General features: G+C 57.2%; 19 protein-coding genes. 12 read left to right on the top strand and 7 right to left on the bottom strand.

The annotated features are described in order from the left end of the window. Positions 1 to 31: 31 nt before the first annotated feature. The 5 genes from AB1724_01295 to AB1724_01315 form a co-directional block, all read right to left on the bottom strand. A complete protein-coding gene (locus tag AB1724_01295) occupies positions 32 to 868 on the bottom strand; it encodes an SDR family oxidoreductase (GenBank protein MEW6076426.1) in 837 nt (278 codons plus the stop codon). A gap of 11 nt (positions 869 to 879) precedes the next feature. After that, positions 880 to 1890 carry an NAD-dependent epimerase/dehydratase family protein gene (locus tag AB1724_01300; GenBank protein MEW6076427.1) on the bottom strand — a complete coding sequence of 337 codons (1011 nt, stop codon included), beginning with the start codon at positions 1888 to 1890 and terminating at the stop codon, positions 880 to 882. Positions 1891 to 2417: 527 nt separating this feature from the next. Then, on the bottom strand, positions 2418 to 3344 hold the full coding sequence (locus AB1724_01305; protein MEW6076428.1) for a glycyl-radical enzyme activating protein: 927 nt from the start codon (positions 3342 to 3344) through the stop codon (positions 2418 to 2420). A 14-nt stretch (positions 3345 to 3358) separates the two neighbouring features. Next, a complete protein-coding gene (locus AB1724_01310) occupies positions 3359 to 6334 on the bottom strand; it encodes a pyruvate formate lyase family protein (protein MEW6076429.1) in 2976 nt (991 codons plus the stop codon). A gap of 311 nt (positions 6335 to 6645) precedes the next feature. Beyond that, positions 6646 to 7335 (bottom strand): TetR/AcrR family transcriptional regulator, encoded by a 690-nt coding sequence (locus tag AB1724_01315; GenBank protein ID MEW6076430.1) that lies wholly within the window; start codon positions 7333 to 7335, stop codon positions 6646 to 6648. Positions 7336 to 8413: 1078 nt separating this feature from the next. Between AB1724_01315 and AB1724_01320 the strand changes: the two genes are divergently transcribed. From AB1724_01320 to AB1724_01375, 12 genes are all read left to right on the top strand, one after another. Then, positions 8414 to 9175 carry an imidazole glycerol phosphate synthase cyclase subunit gene (locus AB1724_01320; protein MEW6076431.1) on the top strand — a complete coding sequence of 254 codons (762 nt, stop codon included), beginning with the start codon at positions 8414 to 8416 and terminating at the stop codon, positions 9173 to 9175. 28 nt (positions 9176 to 9203) lie between these two features. Next, positions 9204 to 9872 carry a hypothetical protein gene (locus AB1724_01325; GenBank protein MEW6076432.1) on the top strand — a complete coding sequence of 223 codons (669 nt, stop codon included), beginning with the start codon at positions 9204 to 9206 and terminating at the stop codon, positions 9870 to 9872. A 77-nt stretch (positions 9873 to 9949) separates the two neighbouring features. Beyond that, positions 9950 to 10771 carry a cyclase family protein gene (locus tag AB1724_01330; protein ID MEW6076433.1) on the top strand — a complete coding sequence of 274 codons (822 nt, stop codon included), beginning with the start codon at positions 9950 to 9952 and terminating at the stop codon, positions 10769 to 10771. A gap of 26 nt (positions 10772 to 10797) precedes the next feature. Then, entirely contained in the window at positions 10798 to 11139 is a 342-nt protein-coding gene (locus AB1724_01335) for a cupin domain-containing protein (protein ID MEW6076434.1), read from the top strand. A gap of 8 nt (positions 11140 to 11147) precedes the next feature. Continuing rightward, complete coding sequence (locus AB1724_01340; protein MEW6076435.1) at positions 11148 to 11564, top strand: hypothetical protein; 417 nt, start codon at positions 11148 to 11150, stop codon at positions 11562 to 11564. Between the two features lie 130 nt (positions 11565 to 11694). Continuing rightward, on the top strand, positions 11695 to 11955 hold the full coding sequence (locus tag AB1724_01345; protein MEW6076436.1) for a DksA/TraR family C4-type zinc finger protein: 261 nt from the start codon (positions 11695 to 11697) through the stop codon (positions 11953 to 11955). Between the two features lie 44 nt (positions 11956 to 11999). Continuing rightward, positions 12000 to 12542, top strand: a complete 543-nt coding sequence (locus AB1724_01350) for a DUF4334 domain-containing protein (protein MEW6076437.1) — start codon at positions 12000 to 12002, stop codon at positions 12540 to 12542. Positions 12543 to 12559: 17 nt separating this feature from the next. Further along, positions 12560 to 12757 (top strand): DUF2892 domain-containing protein, encoded by a 198-nt coding sequence (locus AB1724_01355; GenBank protein MEW6076438.1) that lies wholly within the window; start codon positions 12560 to 12562, stop codon positions 12755 to 12757. A 67-nt stretch (positions 12758 to 12824) separates the two neighbouring features. Beyond that, positions 12825 to 13265 carry a hypothetical protein gene (locus AB1724_01360; protein MEW6076439.1) on the top strand — a complete coding sequence of 147 codons (441 nt, stop codon included), beginning with the start codon at positions 12825 to 12827 and terminating at the stop codon, positions 13263 to 13265. Between the two features lie 28 nt (positions 13266 to 13293). Further along, positions 13294 to 14715 carry an HD domain-containing phosphohydrolase gene (locus AB1724_01365; GenBank protein ID MEW6076440.1) on the top strand — a complete coding sequence of 474 codons (1422 nt, stop codon included), beginning with the start codon at positions 13294 to 13296 and terminating at the stop codon, positions 14713 to 14715. Next, positions 14712 to 15224: a lipocalin family protein gene (locus AB1724_01370; protein ID MEW6076441.1), complete on the top strand. Its 513-nt coding sequence runs from the start codon at positions 14712 to 14714 to the stop codon at positions 15222 to 15224. The genes AB1724_01365 and AB1724_01370 overlap by 4 nt, the downstream gene beginning before the upstream one ends. A gap of 121 nt (positions 15225 to 15345) precedes the next feature. After that, complete coding sequence (locus AB1724_01375) at positions 15346 to 15936, top strand: NAD(P)H-dependent oxidoreductase (protein ID MEW6076442.1); 591 nt, start codon at positions 15346 to 15348, stop codon at positions 15934 to 15936. 8 nt (positions 15937 to 15944) lie between these two features. Here AB1724_01375 and AB1724_01380 read toward each other — a convergent pair whose 3' ends face one another. Together AB1724_01380 and AB1724_01385 are read right to left on the bottom strand one after the other, a co-directional pair. Then, positions 15945 to 16313 (bottom strand): NifB/NifX family molybdenum-iron cluster-binding protein, encoded by a 369-nt coding sequence (locus tag AB1724_01380; protein ID MEW6076443.1) that lies wholly within the window; start codon positions 16311 to 16313, stop codon positions 15945 to 15947. A gap of 25 nt (positions 16314 to 16338) precedes the next feature. Further along, positions 16339 to 17241 carry an ATP-binding protein gene (locus AB1724_01385; protein MEW6076444.1) on the bottom strand — a complete coding sequence of 301 codons (903 nt, stop codon included), beginning with the start codon at positions 17239 to 17241 and terminating at the stop codon, positions 16339 to 16341. Positions 17242 to 17251 lie beyond the last annotated feature (10 nt).

Below are 17251 nucleotides of genomic sequence, written 5' to 3' on the forward strand. Positions count from 1 at the left end.
GTAATCAGCCTTGAACCTTAAACCCTAAACCTTATACCTTGTGCCCTTTTCTTCTCGCGACAAAAGCGACCAGCAGATCCGAAAACAGATGGGTGAAAAAGCCGTTGCTGAGGCGGTGGTTCAGATAGAGGAATTTCGCCGCCAGCCCCGGCACCACCAGAAACTTCTTCCGCTTGATGGCGGCAACGATGGTCCGGGCCACGTGTTCGGGTTTAAGCAGGCCGGCCAGGCTTTTTACGGCCCGTCCTTCCGGCGGCAGGGACGCGGCCTCTTCCGCGACAAAGGGGGTGTCCACTTCCGGCGGGCAGACCACGGTGACGTGGATGTTTATCAGTTTAAGTTCGCTGCGCAGGCATTCGGACAATCCCACCAGGGCGTACTTGCTGGTGCTGTAATAACTGTAGCCGAACATGCCCAGCAGGCCGGCCGCCGAAGACAGGTTGACGATATGTCCCCAGCCGCGGGCTTTCATGAACGGCAGAACGGCGCTGATGGTGTTGCGCGTGCCATAGACATTGATTTTCATGATGCGGTCAAAGGCCTCATAGGACAGATCCTGAAAGTAGCCGGCCGTGCCGATGCCGGCGCTGTTGATCAGGATATCCGGCACGCCGAAACGCTCCACGGCCTCCTTTATTTTCTGCCGGACGTTGTCGTTGTCGGCCACGTCCATGGCGACCGTGTCGACGCGCTGTCCGGAATCAACGGCTTTTTTTTCAAGCGTCTGCCGGGCTTGATCCAGGCCGGCCTGTTTCCTGGCAAACAGCACCAGGCTGCATCCCTGGGAAACAAGCAGGCGGGCGACTTCCAGGCCGATGCCGCTGGAGCCGCCGGTGATATAGGCGAGTTTTCCGGAAAAAAAAGCCATGATTTTCTCCTCTATTTTTTGAGATATTGCTCAAGATAAGTTTTGGTCCGGGCCATGCCTTCGGCATAGGAAACCAGCGGGGTATAGCCGAGTTCCCGGGCCGTCCGGCCGTTGGGAAAACGGTTGTCCGATCCGACCAGGTTCAGCGCCTCCCGGGTCAGGGGCGGCCGTTTTTTTACACGGAACAGTTTCCACAGGGACTCAAAAACAACGGCGCTGGCGGCCGCCAGGGGCCGGGGCACCGAAGCCGGTTTTTTGGCGCCGATCATGGCGGCCAGATCATGGAAATATTGGTTCCAGGTGACATCCAGGCCGTCACCGGCGTTGTAAACCCGGCCGACGGTTTCTTCATCCAGACCGGCCAGGATCAAAACGTCGGCCACGTTGTCCACATAGGCCAGACCGGCGTTTCCTTTGCCCCCGGAGATCAGGCCCGGCGCGCCGCTCTTGAGTACGTCGATAATGTCATGCAGCCAGGGGCCGGAGCCCGGCCCGTAAACGTTGGCCGGCCGCACCACCGTCAGGCGCAGGGCCTTGTCCCGGTAGTATTCCCAGGCCAGCCTTTCCTGGGCCTGCTTGGTCCGGCTGTAGGGCCCGAAGGCCCGGCCGTAGGGGGTCTCTTCCGGGCAGGGGCGCTTGCGGACGTTGTCCCCGTAAACCACGACGCTGGCGGTCAGCACCACCCGGCTGTTGTTGCGGAGGGCCTCCTCAAACACCAGCCGGCTGCCGTCAACGGTGTACTTCCAGTACAGCGCCTCATCTCCCCAGTCCGACACCACCGCCGCCAGGTGGATGATGGTGCCGGCGCCGGCCACCGCCTGCCGCACCGCCTCCGGGTCGGCAATATCCCCGCGGACGATGTCCACTTTCGTTCCCCACTCTTCCGGTAACTGTTCGTGCGGCAGCACCAGGGCCCGTACCGCCACGCCGGCTTCCAGCAGCCTGGCCACCACCCGGCGGCCGATAAACCCCGAGGCGCCGGTGACCAGCACCGGCTGGGCGATTCTGTCGATGCTTTCCATCCTCTGCTCCGTCTTTAGACACGATGAACGGTAATTATTGGAACAATGCTCCGGGGTTATTTTAAAAGCGACCGCTCGTTTTCAAAATCTCCGATATTGAGCATTTTATAGTGGAGTCGTGAAAAGCCCGTTTTGTTCGCTCCCCGATCATTTCGGGCGGTCTCAATGTCCTTCGCTAAATTTCTCGAACTCGGGCTTCGCCCTCAAACAGCGAGAAATTTTTAACGCGAAGGCCTTTGAGCCCTTTTTCCCCGAAATGTTCGATGGTCGCTCACAAAAAGGCTTTTCACGAGCCAATTAAAAAATTAAACGCCTTTTCATTAAATCAATTTTAGAGGGCCGACCGGTAAACAGGCATGGGGTGATTTTCCAAGCGACGTTGATTGTTTTCGGGAAAGAGATCATCAAAGGCCTGAACGTCGAAATTTCAAACTGTTTGAGGCCTTCAGGCCGAGTTTTTGAAATTTCAGCGAAGGCGTTTGATGATCCCCGAAAACGATCAGGAGCTGGAAATCACCTCATGCCTGTTAAACCTTTATACCGTAACCGTTAAATATTTCCTTGCACCGAGCTACAGCGTCCGCCGGCATGAACTTGGTCATGGCCGCGTCGCTCCGGCAGGAATTGTCGCAGCCGATCTTGTCGGTCTTCTCGTGCCAGAGGGGGTTGTAGGCCAGCAGGGCCGATTCCTTCACTCCCAGTCGGCTCAAATACCTGGCGATGGCCGTCAGGTTATCCTCACCGTCGGTAATCCCCGGAATCAGCGGCGTGCGGGGCAGCAGCGTCTTACCGTCGGCGGCTGTGACGTTTAAAAGCGTTTCGAAGTTTTCCAGAATTTTTTTGTTGGAAACGCCGCAATACTGCCGATGCGACTGGTCGTCATAAATTTTGATGTCAAAATAGACGGCGTCCAGGCGCGGGTAAAGCAGGTCCATGAAGCGGTCAAAATCAAATAACCCGCAGGTCTCCAGCAGGGTGTGGATGTTTTCTTTTTTCAATGCGGCCAGCAGTTCCCCGGCAAATTCGGCAAATAGCGTCGGCTCGCCGCCGGACAGGGTGACCCCGCCGCCGGAAGCCTTGAAAAAGGGCTTGTCCGGAAGGACTTTCTCCAGAACCCGGGTCACGGTCAGGCTTTGCCCCACCCGGCTCAAGGCGCCGGACGGACAGGCGTCGGCGCATAGAAAGCAGAGGGTGCAGCGCTTACGGTCGATGTATCCCGGGTTGTCTAAAGACAGCGCTTTTTCCGGGCAGCTCTTGCGGCAGGTGCCGCAGTCAACGCAGGCCTTGGGGTCAAAAGATATTTCCGGTCCCGGCTTTTTGCTTTCCGGGTTGTGGCACCAGACGCAGGACAGGGGGCAGCCCTTGAAAAACACCACCGAACGGATACCCGGTCCGTCATCCAGACTGTTGCCCTTGATTTCCAGGATCAGCGGCGTTCTGCTTTCCGGAGTCATGGAATGTCCTTTCATTAAACGCCGAATTCGGCCCGTTCGATCAGTTCCATTTGCATGTCGCGGTTGAGCGTCACGAAATAGGCGTTGTACCCGGAAATACGCACCAGCAGGTTCTGGTATTTTTCCGGATGGGCCATGGCGTCGCGCAGGGTGGCCGACGAAACCACGTTGAACTGCACCTGCATGCCGCCCAGGTCACTGTAGGCTTTGGCATAGGAGTAAATATTGTCCACCGCTTTTTCGTGGCTGTCGCCTGGAGCCGGAACGATCTTGACGTTGAAGGCGATATTGTTGTTCATGCTGGCCGGGTCCAGGCAGGAAACGTCGCGGATGTTGTCCAGGATGCTCTTGGAGGCGTGGGCTTCCGGTGTCAGGCCCGGCGTGAACGGCTTGCCGGCCAGCCGGCCGGAAGGCAGGGCGCCGGTCAGGGTGCCGAAGGCCACGTGGTTGGACATGGACCAGAACCCGGCCGTGTACCGGCCGCCGCGGTAGTTGGTGTGCGACCAGAAGATATCGTGGGCCAGGCGGGTGACCCGGTTGGCCACGGTCAGGGCTTCGGCATTGCCGGAGCCGAACAGGGGCACCCGGGTCCGGGCCATGGCGGCCAGGTCCGGCCGGCCCTCAAAATTGCTTCGCACCGCCGCCAGCAGTTCGGGGAAGGCGATCTTTTTTTCCTCAAAGACCAGTTTTTTAATGACCATGAGCGAGTCGGTGATATCGGCCAGGCCGATGCAGGCCGTGCCCGAGGAGTTGTACTGGGCCCCGCCGCGGGTCACGTCCCGGCCGCTGTTGAGCGGTCCCTCAATGAGAGCCGAAATGTAGGGCGTGGGCCGGATGGCCTGGTGGGCCTCGCCCAGCAGGTTGTTGTACTGGCAGGACTGGTCGGCCAGGAAGGCCAGTTGCTCGGCAAAGGCCTTGTAAAAGGATTCAAAGTCGGCAAAGGTCCCGGCCGTGATGTCCCCGGTCTTCGGTCCCAGGTCCCAGCGCATGAGGGGGTGATAGCCGTTGTGCAGGGCCATTTCCAGGGCCGCCACCATGTTGAACATCATGCAGTTGGTGTGGCCGATGTGACGGCCGGACAGAGTCGGCTCCACGCAGCCCGTGGCCGACCAGTCCCGCAGATGCTCGATGGGGTAGTTGAACTCGGCCAGGGAGGCCATGACCGTCTCGTCATTGTGGATGGAGGGCGTGGCGGTGGTGTTGAGGTTGACCTCGCACAGGCGCCGCAGGTAGGCGTCGCTGTTCTTTTTATCGTTGTAGCGGGCGTTGACGTTGGGGTCGCGGATGCAGAGCATCTCGGTCACTTTCAAAAAAATATAGGTCATGTCGTTGACCGCGTCCTCGCCTTCGGGCGTGACCCCGCCCAGGGTAATGGCCTGGTCCGAGGAACTGCCGCCGAACAGGTAGTTGCCGATGTCCGGGATCAGGGGCAGGTGATCGGTGCAGCGCATGTAGAAACAACCGATCAGTTCGATGGCGTGGCGGATGTAGTCCCGTCGTTCCCGCTCGCCGGGAATTTTTTCCAGGTCGGCCGTGAAATAGGGCTGGAGCCACTGGTCCAGCCGGCCCAGGGAGAAACCGGCGTTGGTGTTTTCCATGTGCACGCCTACCCACAGGATCCACATGGCGTTGACGGCCTCGTCCAGGGTGGCGCAGGGATGCTCAGGTACGCGGGCGCAGATGGCGGTCAGCTTTTCCAGCTCTTTTTTACGGACCGGATCCCGTTCCTGTTCCGCTTCCTTTTTAGCCTGAAGAGAGAGATTGCGGGCATAGGCGTTGATGCCCTGAAGACAGAGCTTCATGGCCGCCAGGGTGTCGTGCTTCTGCTGCTCGGTCCCGGGTGTCGCCTCCAGTTCCCGGTCGATCCCGGCCATGATGCCGGACGTGCCCAGGGACAGCACTTTGGGGTAGTTGATGATGGAGTGGGACAGGGCCACGGTCTTCCACAGGAAGCAGGCGGCAAAGCGCTCGTCCAGTTTCTGGCATAAGGGATAATCCCTGTTTTCCCGGACCCATTCCCGGAAGTTCCGGTGGACCCAGAAGGGAAAGACCTTGTGGTGCAGGACTTCGATGGTCTCCGGGTCCACGTCGTAGGGGTTGAGCGGCCGGAACGGCGCGGTGATCAGCTCGCCCCAGATCATGGTGCCGTGGGCGTCCGGGTAAAGCACCACGCCCACTTCCCGGGCGGTGGTAGTGCCGGCCACCAGGTCGTTTTTGCGGATAATGGGCCGGCGGTTTTCCATCAGGTACTTGAAAGCCCCGGCCTGGCGTAATTCCGGCACCCAGGGCCGTCCGTCCGTCCGGGTTTCAAAGCCGTTTTCCCGAAACCACTCGGTCAGCAGCAGGGGCCGTTCGTGGCAGATGGCGGCCCGTTCGGCCAGGTGGATATTGAGAAAGTTTTTTAACCGGGGAAAGTCCTCCAGCCGGAACTCGGGCAGGTAGGGATCATCCAGAAAACGGACGCCCGGGTCTTTGGCGTTGGAAGACAGCATCATGGTCTGGCGGGCTTTAAGGCTCGCTTCAGCGGCCGGAGCGCGGTCGTAGTCCCGGTGCTGCTGCCGGGTTTCTTTTTTCAACTGGCGGATCTGGGAACCCTTGAGCAGCAGGGAGAGATAGAAGTTGAAAAGCTGGAGATACCCCAGGTTGCCGCGGGTGACCATGCGGTTTTCCATCAGGGTCAGCATCAGTTCGTTGGGCGGCCGCGTGGCCGCTTCTTTAAGCACGGACTCATCGGCGAAGATGAGCTGGGCGTCGGGGTTTTCCGGCCATGTTTTCAGCACCCGGACCCGGCCGTCCTCAAAGCGCAGGGCCTGGCGGACGCTGTTGTTTTCCGTGCGGATGCCGAAGGTGAAGTTGATCGGCCCGAAATCGGATTTCAGGTAGCGGTTAAGGGAAGGGCGGTGGTTAAAGTTGAAGGCGAAGAACCGCAGGAACAGGTTGGCAATGGTGTTGGTGATGCCGGTCTTGTTTGTTTTATCGGCGTTATTCATAGCATATCTCCCCGCTCATGGTGGTGTAACGTGGAACATATCGGTTCGGCCAAAAGCCGGTTTTATTCGCAACGTGATTATTTCGGGCGGTCACGCCGTCCTTCGCTAAACTTCTCGAACTCGGGCTTCGCTCTCGGACAGCGAGAAGTTTTTTACGCGAAGGCCCCCGTGACCTTTGTCCCGAAATAATCAAATATTGCTCATAAAAGGCTTTTGGCCGGATGGCCGTGCTTGAATGCTTTTCCGTTATGTTGTCGGCTTTTGATAAAGTCATTATTGATGGCTTCGTAACGAGTCCTGACATCTTCACCCTATCCAGGCATCAGGGCCGACAGGGGTTCTCCCCGGTCGAACCGTTCTTTTATCTGGATCAGTTCAGCGATCATTCCCTGGATCCGTTTGCCGACAAAGGCCTCGACGTCGCCGATCACCTCGTGGAACAGGCGGCTGTTGTGCAGGGTGATCAGGCCGTGCAGATCGGACCAGTAGCGGATGACCGCGTACTGGACAAAGTCGGCCTTCTGTCCGTTGCCCGGGCCGAGGAAAGCGGTGACCGGCCGGACGAACAGGTCAAGGCACTGCAGGGCGGTCTGTTTTTCAAAGTGGGCGGTGGCCTCCATGGGTGTGCCGACATAGTCCAAGTACTTGGGCGTACGCAGGTTGAACATGAGGTCATAGTAGCCGGAATAGGTCAGCCCGAAATCGACATAAGCGCGGATCATGGCGCCGAACTGCTCTTCCATGTTATCGGCAAAGCGGTCGGACTCTTTTTTCAGCATGGCGTGCAGGGTTTCAAACCCCCGCACGCGAATCATCAAGTTGAGTTCGTCCTTGTTGGTGTAATAGTTGTAAATGGTGGTGGCGGTGACGTCCAGCCGCGAGGCGATCTTGCGGATGCTCAGGTTGGCGAACCCTTCCTTTAATATAATGTCCAGGGCGATGTCCAGAATCCGGTTCCGGAATTTTTCCACCTCTTCCCTGGCCATGGGTGCTTTGGGCATGATCGCTCCTCGTTAAAATAACAATGTTATATTAACACTGTTATTTTAAAAGTCAAGACAATTTTCCGATACGTTTTATAATGTATAAATCATTATGCGCGTACGAATTCATTCTTTTCATAAATCGCTTGTGATTAATCAAAGTTATAGATAAATATGCAACCGGGGGGATGAAGACGAGATTTCAATATAATTATAATGTTATGCTTTGTACTATGAGCGACGATTTTAAAGTATACGCACCAAAATGGTTGTGGGGTCTATTAATTGTAGCTACGGTTATGGCTTGGACCTCACTATATTTTGTTGTCACCGATCCCGAGCCGTTGATTGTCAACGGCACAGGGATCAATTGGGTAGATACGGGAATTGCCGTACTTTTTTTTAGCCCATTAATTATTGGACCGGTTTAAGCGTTTCATCGGTTTTCGACTCAACTTCTCATAACGAATGGTTCAATCGATGTGCGCAAAATCTATAGCAAAAGGATAAAACGATATAGTGTCCATGACGTTATCGAAACTAAACTTAGAGGTGAAAAATATCATAAAGATACTCTTCGGATAATATTTTCAGATGGAAACAAATTAACGGTTGAAAAGTTCTTTGCTAATTTTGATAAAATGAAAATTTATTTAAGGAATAAAAGCAAATTGGAAAAATGAGCATAACAATTCACTGGTGCTGACCCGGCCAAAAAACGGCCGGGCCGCACAGTTCAATCGTTATTTGTAAATAAATGAATAACGGATTCGAATTACTTGATACGGCTGATGGGTTTGCACGAATTACCACCTTCAGTAAAAAAAAACGTGGTGGGTGAGCGTTCTTTTAATGTTTAGGTATGGTTTCATTCGTTGGGGCATCTACTTTGTAAAACCGCAGACAACAAATAACGTCGCAGGCGCGACGGTACGGACTGGCAGCGGCCTGAGCTCAAACGGCCAAAGGCTTACACAGGCCGGGCAGGGTTGGCGTGTCTGACGACATCATTGATTGCCCGGGACACAGATAATGCCATGCTTTTTGATTGAGCGGAATAAATAAACCATTAAACAAGACAAAGAGGAGGAGACCCTTGGAGCCGGTAATTAAAATCATGCCTTGTCTGGACATGCGGAACGGACGGGTTGTCAAAGGCGTTCATTTCGTGGATATCCGAGACGCCGGCGATCCGGTCGAATGCGCCCGAGCGTATTGTGAGGCCGGCGCAGACGAACTGGCGCTTCTGGATATCACCGCCACGGTGGAAGGACGTGCCACCATGCTTGACGTGGTCAAACGCGTGGCCGAAGCCACCACCGTGCCCTTCACCGTCGGCGGCGGCATATCTGATGTAAAATCGGCCGAGTTAGTGCTCAGCGCGGGGGCCGACAAAGTATCGACCAGCAGTGCCGCCTTTCGGAAGCCTGAACTGATAAAGGAAATGGTGAAAGAACTGGGGGCCGGGAAGGTGACGGTAGCCATTGATGTGGATCAGAATGCGGCCATGCCTTCAGGCTATGAAGTGTATGTTGATGGCGGACGGACAGCCACCGGCGCGGACGCGATCGAATGGGCAAAACGGGTTGACGGTTACGGCGTTCCGGTTATTTTGCCGACAAGCAAAGCGGGTGACGGCGCGCGGACCGGTTATGATCTGCCGGTGATCAGCGCCATCAAAAAGGCGGTGTCGGCCGAAGTGGTGGCTTCCGGTGGGGCAGGGGAACTGGTCCATTTCCACCAGGCGGTTGAAGCCGGCGCGACAATCCTCCTGGCCGCGTCTGTGTTTCATTTTGGAATCATTGGGATTGGGGATCTGAAAAACTACCTGCGTGGCCGGGGGGTTGCTATCCGCTGAAATTTCCTTCAGGCAAGGGTGGTGCAACATGCTTAAGAAAATAGCAAAAAAACTTCAGGTCGTGACGGGTGTCTGCCACACCGTTGACCCTTCACGGTTCAGAGACCCGCTCGCCATGGAGACCGAATGGACCCCGGCAGTCAGCGGCGGCGCCTCGTTCGGAACGCACAAGCTGGTCAAGGTCGGTTCGGATCGCATGGAATTCCGGGCAACGGGGGGCGCCAGGCTGTTCAGTTTTGCGTTTATCCTGATCGGGGCGGGAGTGCTGATCGGCTTCCTGGTGGCCGGGATGTCGACGGGCGGTATGGCGTTCAATCCGGGAGCCATATTGCCGGCAGGCTTGGGCCTTGTTTTTATCTGTCTGGGCGTCTACCTGCTGCACCAGGGAACTATCCCGATTGTCTTTGACCGGCGTCTGGGTTTTTTCTGGAAGGGCCGGGAGGCGCCCAACGAGGTCGTGGACTGGAAGAATATCAAATGCTGCGCGAAGATGGACAACATCCACGCGCTGCAGCTGATTTTTGAATACTGCCGGGGGAACAAGAGCTCTTACTACAGTTACGAGTTGAATCTTGTTCTCAAAGACGGCCGGCGAATCAATGTGGTTGATCACGGCAACCGGAACCGGCTGAAGGAAGATGCCGCGATGCTTTCCGGGTTTCTGGAAAAACCCGTCTGGGATGCCATAACCGTGTGATTGGCAGGGGCGGAGCAGACGAATCCGCCGGGCAACGGAGCATGCGTCTGTAGCATTATCGATAACGGAGGATTCTCATGAAATGCCGTAAGCAGGCAGCCTTGTGGCTTTATTCTATTGTACTATTGATTTACGGTGTCATGCCGGACGCAGCCGCCCAATCGCCGGCCGGTTGCCCGGATCCGGCCAAACTGCTGGACATGACGTTTGTATTCGATGCCGACACTATTTACTGGCCCACGGCGGAACCGTTTAAACTGGAAAAGCTGAACTGGCGGGTTTTAGACAGCGGCTGGTGGTATGCCGCCAACAATTACGGCGCTTCCGAACATGGGGGGACCCACGCCGACGCCCCCATCCATTTTGCCGAAAACGGAAAAACCATTGATCAGGTTCCCCTGGCCGACTGGATCGGTCCGGCCGTTAAAATCGACGTGGGTTCAAAATGCCAGGAAAACAGGGACTATCTCCTGACGGTGGACGATATCAAACAATGGGAAAAGCAATACGGGCGGATACCGGATAATGCCTGGGTGCTGATGTATACCGGGATTGATACCCGTTATTACCCGGACAGGAGAAAAGTACTGGGTACTGACAAGTCCGGTCCGGAAGCCCTGCCCGAGTTGAGTTTTCCGGGGTTTTCCGCGGAGACCGCTGAATATCTGGTTCGGGAGAGAAACATAAAAGGCATCGGTCTGGATACGCCCAGTATTGATTACGGAAAATCAACGGACTTCCCCGTGCATCGCATCTGCTGCGGGGCCGGAAAACTGGGCCTTGAGAATATCGCCCATCTTGACAAGCTGCCGCCAACGGGCGCCATGCTTTATGTCATGCCCATGCTCATCAGGGACGGGACCGGCGCGCCGGCCCGGGTGTTCGCCGTGCTGCCGTAAAAAAAAGGGAGAAAAGAATAGTCCATATGTTTGAAAAACACAGCAGCGACAACTACGCCGACCCCCTCCCCGGTATCCGGCGCAAGACCCTCGTTTTCGGTGAGCGGACATTGATGACCGAGTTTATCCTGGCGGCCGGCAGCGTGCTGCCGGACCACACCCATCCTTATGAACAGACCGGCTATCTGGTCCGGGGGCGCATGGTCCTGAAAATCGGGGACACGGAATACGATGCAACCGCCGGCGACTCCTGGTGCATTCCCATGAACGTGACCCATGGTGGACGGGCTCTGGAGGATTCAATCGCGGTCGAAGTGTTTTCGCCCGCCCGGGTGGATTATCTCCCGCAACAGAAAGAGGAGGCATAGAAGAAAGTATGGCAGGCAGATCAATCAATTCAGTGTTGTGGATAGGCCTGACCGGTATGTTCCTGATCGGCTCAAGCTTTGTCTCGGATCTATACCAGGCGTATCGGGGGGATAACAGCATCTGGTGGACCCATAATGATATGCGGCTGCCGCTGGAGGAGACAAAAAATAATGCTGAGGTTTATATTTCCGGAAAACTGCTGCAAAAGCATATCGCTGACGGAACCCTGACCGGTCTGGACGCCGGCGGCAAGCCCTACCCGATCGCCAGCCGGGATGTCACCGTCCGCCTCAACAACTGGGATAAAATCAGAGCATCCATTCTTGCCCGGACTGCATTCACCGGATTCGGCCTTGGCGTGTCGATCGCTCTGGCGGCGGCGGGCCTGATTCAAATTTTCCGGAGCGGAGACAAGAAAGATTAAGATGCCCTTGATCCGGTGTCGCCGTGACTCGACCCTGCCGCGGAAAAGCCCTTGAATTCCGTTTTTCGCCCCCTTACAATTAAATAGTGAGTATACCGTTTATTCTTGATAGAAATATGGGGAGTCATCCATGGCCGTAGGTTGGTCCCGCGACGGGAATGTCCAGGATCAGATAGACGCCACCGTCCAGTCCGCGGTTGAGCAGGCCCGAAGCCGCCTGCCCGCGGGAGAGAGCGCGACGCATTGCGACGAGTGCGACGAGCCTATTCCCGAGGGGCGGCGCAAGGCCCTGCCCGGTGTGAGGTATTGCGTTAAATGTCAGTCCGATATGGAAAAGCGGCAGAAGACGGCCATTTTTCAGCAGCTGGGCGGGGACGATGGGGCGGAATAGTATTCATCGGACCCGACATGATTGGAAACAGGGAGGATATATTCATGAACGCGTTTGAAACGGCCCTTGCGGCCGGAAAAATCAGCACCGAGGAGGCACTGGCGATTTTTGACGGCCTTGAGCCGGTGGATAGTGATTTCATGATCGGCCAGTGGAAAGGAGCGGGTTTCCCGACGGACCATCCTTTGGACGGCCTGCTGGAGGCTTATCACTGGCACGGCAAGCGGTTTGACGGCCCGGAGCACGTGCATCCGCTGATTTTTTCCTCCCTGCGCGGCCGCCGGGTGCGCGTCAATCCAGTTTTCACCATGCCTGCCCTGGGCCTGCTGGACCGCCTGCCTTTTTTAAAATCAAAAATCATGGGCCGCCTGTTCCAGACGTTCCTGCTTCTGTTCGCCACGCGCCGTTCACGCGCCCGTCTTCGCCTGACGGAGTATCGGGGGAAATCCAGCGCCACCATGATCTATGACAATCTGCCCATCAACGATGTCTTCCGCAAGATCGACGAAAACACCGTGCTGGGAGCCATGGATCTGAAAGGAATAGAACGGCCTTTCTTTTTTGTTCTCCGCCGTGAGCATAAATAAGATTGGAGGGCAGAAAAATGAAGATGGAAGACTGGATCCGGGCTATCGCGGGCACATTCATTCTGGTGTCTCTGTCTCTGGCGCAGATCCACAGCCGTTACTGGCTGCTGTTCACCGCTTTTGTCGGGCTCAACCTGCTGCAGTCGGCGTTCACCAAATGGTGCCTGATGGAAAAAATCCTGGCCCGGTTCGGCGTTCAGAAACGGCAGGCGTGATGCCACATCCCGCCGGTTGTGATCCGGCCGCCGGAGGGTACCCGGTATGTCTCAGGAGGGTGTTGCGATGAATGCGTCGCCGATTGTTTTATTGGTCGCCGGTATTCTGGTGGTTCAGGCCGCGATGTGGCTGGCTTTTTATCGCTGGCTGAAGCGGCGGATGGCGGAAGTCGGGGACGGAATGCGCCGACAATACGGCGGCAGCGGGAAATTCGTCATGGAGCCCCGGTCGGCTTTGTACCGGGGGGCCGACGCGCGTTTCGGCAACGTCAAGGGGAACGGCATGATCTGCCTGACGGAAGAGGCGCTGGTATTTGAAAAGGCAATCGGGAGGAAAATAGAGATCAGGCGGGTGGAAATAACGGAGGCAACGGTGACGGACTGGTTCAAGGGAAAAACCTCCTTTGCCACCGGCGGCCGGCACCTGGTCATCAGAACCAGGGACGGTAACCGGATCGGTTTCCTGGTCAGGGATGCCGAATTGTGGGCTGAAAAAGTACGGATTTAACCTGGAAGCGAATGAGAAAGAGAATGCCGTGGAGAACTTCAAGCGGCTTATCGAGATTATAACCGATATCGCGGGCAATCGTTATCATAATGATATTCTGGAGCTGACCGGACCGGATACGGCCGAGCCGGTGCGGACCATCGCCCTGGCCGTGAGCCGGATGATGACCGAAGTAACGGCCCGCGAGGATCGCCTGGAAGCCATGACCCGTCAGCTGGAGGAGGCCAACCGGGAAATCCGGCGAAACATCATCGCGACCGTTTCCACCATGGCCAGGGCACTGGCGGCGCGCGACGCCTACACCGAAGGCCATGCCGAACGCGTCGGCCGGATTTCCGGGCTGATCGCGGCGGAGATGGGCCTGAACGAACAGGACACGGAACTGGTCCATCTGGCCGGGCTGCTGCACGACATCGGCAAGATCGGTTTTCCGGACAGCCTTTTTCTGCCTCACGGGGGGAGCAATTCCAGTGAGGTCGTCAGGGAAATCACCCGGCATCCGGTCACCGGCGCGGAAATTTTAAAAAATCTCAATTTCCTGGGCCCGGCGGTAACCTATGTCCGCTGTCACCACGAACGGCCGGACGGGAAGGGCTATCCCGAAGGACTGACGGCCGCCGACATCCCTCTGGGGGCGAAGATCATCGCCGTGGCCGATACCTTTGATGCCATGACCACGGACCGGCCCTATCAGAAGGCCAGAACCTTTGCCGAGGCCATCGATGTTTTAAAGGCCGGTGCCGGGGACAAATGGGACCGGGAATGCGTGGTCGCGTGCGAACGCGTTCTTCCGAAAATTCCGATACAAGGGGAAGCGGGCAAAGGGTCTCGGGAAAAGATGCTCTATCTCTCGGAGGAAGCCGATATTGTTCTTGAGCCCGGACCTCCGGGCGGGGCCCGGATGCGCTGGATAAAGCCGGGCACTGATTTTTCCCGCTACGGCCGGTTTCTGCTGGACCCGGTGATTTTCTTTTTCGCGCCGGATTCCGAGTATAAGGGCATGGATCCCCGGGAATTAAAATCCCTGGCGGACCTTTTCGTCAAGGAAATCCGTTCCGCCTTCAAGGGGAAATACCCCATCGTCAACAAGCCCGCGCCGGACGTGGCACGGCTGCGTGTCGCCATTACCGACCTTCGGCAGAACCGTCCGGACCCGGGTGAGGGCCAATCCCGGGACGGTAGCCTGGCGGACCTGGAAACGGGGCTGATGAACTCCTGGGCCGGGTCGGGCGCGACCTGCGCGGAATTCATGGTGGTCGATTCCATGACCGGCAACGCCGTCGTGGCGGCCAAAGACGACCGGTCGGTGGGCTTGAGAGAAAAATTTACCCGCTGGGGATCGGTGGAAGACGCGTTCAAACACTGGGCCGCAAGAATCCGGCTGGTTCTTGACCTGGTCCATGAAGTAAAAGCGCAGGGCCCGGCCGGCAAGGTAAAGGAGGAAGGATGAGAATTTTCCTGGCGGCTTGCCTCCTGCTGGCGGCCGGCTGCGTCGGAATTCCGGCCAACGTCAAACCGGTGGATAATTTCCAGGCGGAGAAGTACCTGGGAAGGTGGTATGAAATCGCGCGGCTGGATCATTCCTTTGAACGGGGGTTGACCCGGGTGACGGCGGATTACAGCCGGCGGGACGACGGCGGCATCCGGGTCGTCAACCGCGGCTACTCCCAAAAGGAAAAGGCCTGGAAGGAGATCGAGGGCAAGGCCTATTTTGTCAACGGGCCGGACCAGGGTTTCCTGAAGGTCTCTTTTTTCGGGCCTTTTTACGGTTCCTACATCGTGCTTGAACTCGATCGTGAGGCCTACCGGTACGCGCTGGTCTGCGGCCCCACGCGGTCGTATCTGTGGGTCCTGGCCCGATCGCCGGAAATCGACCCGGAGACCCGGGACCGGCTGACGGCCAGGGCGGAAGCCCTCGGGTTTGACGCCGGGAAGCTGATTGTTGTCGATCATCGCTGATTCCGGTCGGCCGAGGGATTTCCGGATCGAATCCGTTATCCGGTCGGAGATGAAAAATAACGGCGCGGTTGATGACTTAATCCCTGCCCGGTCCAATGGCAAGTAAAAGGCGATATCGCATATGAAAATATCGGTTATTCTGGCGCATCCGGATCCCGGGAGCTTCAATCATGCCATTGCACAGGCAGCCGTTACCCGGCTGGAAGCAAATGACCATCAGGTTTCTTTTCACGATCTGTATGCCGAGGGATTTGATCCTCTGCTGCCCGCGGCAGAGATCCCGTCGGACGCCGGCCTGCCCCCGGCGGTGAGGGACCATTGCCGGGAAATCCGGCGGGCGGAGGGAATCGTTATCGTCCATCCCAACTGGTGGGGCCAGCCGCCGGCCATTCTCAAGGGCTGGATCGACCGGGTGATCCGGCCGGATGTGGCTTACCGTTTTCTGGAAGGCGACTCCGGCGAAGGCGTTCCCCAGGGCCTGCTGGCCGCCAAAGCCGCCGTCGTCTTCAATACCTCCAACACCCGGCCGGACCGGGAACGGGCAGTCTTCGGCGACCCCCTGGAAACCATCTGGAAAAACTGCGTCTTCGGCCTGTGCGGCGTCAAGGTCTTTTACCGTCGCATGTTCAGCGTCGTCGTCACCAGCACCGGGGAAGAGCGGAAACAGTGGCTCGAAGAAGTGACGTCAGCCATGAACCGGTTCTTTCCCTAAAGTGTCCTTTAATGGTGATGCTGGTGATCGCCGGAGCAGGTATGATCGTCAGAGCAGGCATTGGCGCCGGTTACCAGGGCGTTGTTTAGATACTGCTTTACCAGGACTTCCGGTTCCGCTACTTCCGCGCCGGTGACCACTTTGATGCCGGCCTGATTGAACAGGTCGATGGCCCGGTGCCCCATGCCGCCGGCGATAACCACATTCGTGCCCAGTTCGTGCAGCCACGCGGGCAGAACCCCCGGCTCGTGCGGCGGCGGCACCAGCACCTGCTTGCCGACAATCTGGTCGTCTTTGACTTCAAGGATGGCAAATTCCTGGCAATGTCCGAAATGAAGGGTCAGTTTTCCTCCTGCCATTGGTATCGCGAATTTCATAGACGTCTCTCCATTGTTAAAGGTTTTAGGAAGAAATAATTTTCAGGGCACTTTTACTATGGCCTCTGGTTTTCATAAAGTCGCGTACGTTTTCCCAGACCGACCGGATCGCCCGGGCGGCCGGGCCGTCGGAAAAATCCACCAGCGCTTTCCGCGCCACCATGGCGGCGGTCATGTCCCGGTCATAGGGGATGACGCCGGCAACTTCCATTTTATGGTCCCAGGCGTAAGCGATAATCCGGTCCGACATGTCCGGATTGATATCGTATTTGTTGACGCAGGCCATGGCCGGAACCCTCAGGAACGCGGCCAGTTCATTGACCCGTTTTAAATCGTGCAGGCCGGACATGGTCGGCTCGGATATGACCAGTACGCCGCCGGCCCCGGTAACCGACGAGATGACCGGGCATCCGATGCCGGGCGGCCCGTCCACGATGATCCACTCATATCCTTTTTGTTCCGCTATGGCCCGGGCTTCTTTGCGGAGCACGCTGACCAGCAGCCCGGAATTTTCCTGGGCAATGCCCAGCCGGGCGTGAACCATGGGGCCGCGGCCGGTATCGGACACAAACCACTGCCCGCAAACCTGCCGGGAAAAGTCGATGGCCTGGACCGGGCAGAAATAGACGCAGACCCCGCAGCCTTCGCAGGCCAGCCGGTCGACGACGAAATCTTCACTGATGGCGTCAAACCGGCAGCGCAGGCGGCATTCCCCGCATTGGGTGCAGCGGCCGGGGTCGATTTCGGCGATATGGCCTCCCTGGAAGGGCTCCTGTCTTCTGATTTCCGGAGGGATGACCAGGTGCAGATCGGCCGCGTCCACGTCCGCGTCGACGATGACTTTATGTTGCGCCAGGGAGGCGAAGGAAGCCGTGACGCTGGTTTTTCCCGTTCCGCCCTTGCCGCTGATGATGGTCAGTTCTTTCATAAAGGTACCC

The sequence above is a fragment of the Thermodesulfobacteriota bacterium genome, assembly GCA_040753795.1.
Taxonomy (GTDB): Bacteria; Desulfobacterota; Desulfobacteria; order Desulfobacterales; family Desulfosudaceae; genus JBFMDX01.

Coding starts and splice junctions, on each gene's coding strand:
- AB1724_01345 (MEW6076436.1), top strand. CDS start 11,695: ATGGCCGTAGGTTGGTCCCGCGACGGGAATGTCCAGGATCAGATAGAC.
- AB1724_01330 (MEW6076433.1), top strand. CDS start 9,950: ATGAAATGCCGTAAGCAGGCAGCCTTGTGGCTTTATTCTATTGTACTA.
- AB1724_01300 (MEW6076427.1), bottom strand. CDS start 1,890: ATGGAAAGCATCGACAGAATCGCCCAGCCGGTGCTGGTCACCGGCGCC.
- AB1724_01295 (MEW6076426.1), bottom strand. CDS start 868: ATGGCTTTTTTTTCCGGAAAACTCGCCTATATCACCGGCGGCTCCAGC.
- AB1724_01335 (MEW6076434.1), top strand. CDS start 10,798: ATGTTTGAAAAACACAGCAGCGACAACTACGCCGACCCCCTCCCCGGT.
- AB1724_01385 (MEW6076444.1), bottom strand. CDS start 17,241: ATGAAAGAACTGACCATCATCAGCGGCAAGGGCGGAACGGGAAAAACC.
- AB1724_01340 (MEW6076435.1), top strand. CDS start 11,148: ATGGCAGGCAGATCAATCAATTCAGTGTTGTGGATAGGCCTGACCGGT.
- AB1724_01350 (MEW6076437.1), top strand. CDS start 12,000: ATGAACGCGTTTGAAACGGCCCTTGCGGCCGGAAAAATCAGCACCGAG.
- AB1724_01325 (MEW6076432.1), top strand. CDS start 9,204: ATGCTTAAGAAAATAGCAAAAAAACTTCAGGTCGTGACGGGTGTCTGC.
- AB1724_01305 (MEW6076428.1), bottom strand. CDS start 3,344: ATGACTCCGGAAAGCAGAACGCCGCTGATCCTGGAAATCAAGGGCAAC.
- AB1724_01360 (MEW6076439.1), top strand. CDS start 12,825: ATGAATGCGTCGCCGATTGTTTTATTGGTCGCCGGTATTCTGGTGGTT.
- AB1724_01310 (MEW6076429.1), bottom strand. CDS start 6,334: ATGAATAACGCCGATAAAACAAACAAGACCGGCATCACCAACACCATT.
- AB1724_01370 (MEW6076441.1), top strand. CDS start 14,712: ATGAGAATTTTCCTGGCGGCTTGCCTCCTGCTGGCGGCCGGCTGCGTC.
- AB1724_01315 (MEW6076430.1), bottom strand. CDS start 7,335: ATGCCCAAAGCACCCATGGCCAGGGAAGAGGTGGAAAAATTCCGGAAC.
- AB1724_01375 (MEW6076442.1), top strand. CDS start 15,346: ATGAAAATATCGGTTATTCTGGCGCATCCGGATCCCGGGAGCTTCAAT.
- AB1724_01355 (MEW6076438.1), top strand. CDS start 12,560: ATGAAGATGGAAGACTGGATCCGGGCTATCGCGGGCACATTCATTCTG.
- AB1724_01380 (MEW6076443.1), bottom strand. CDS start 16,313: ATGAAATTCGCGATACCAATGGCAGGAGGAAAACTGACCCTTCATTTC.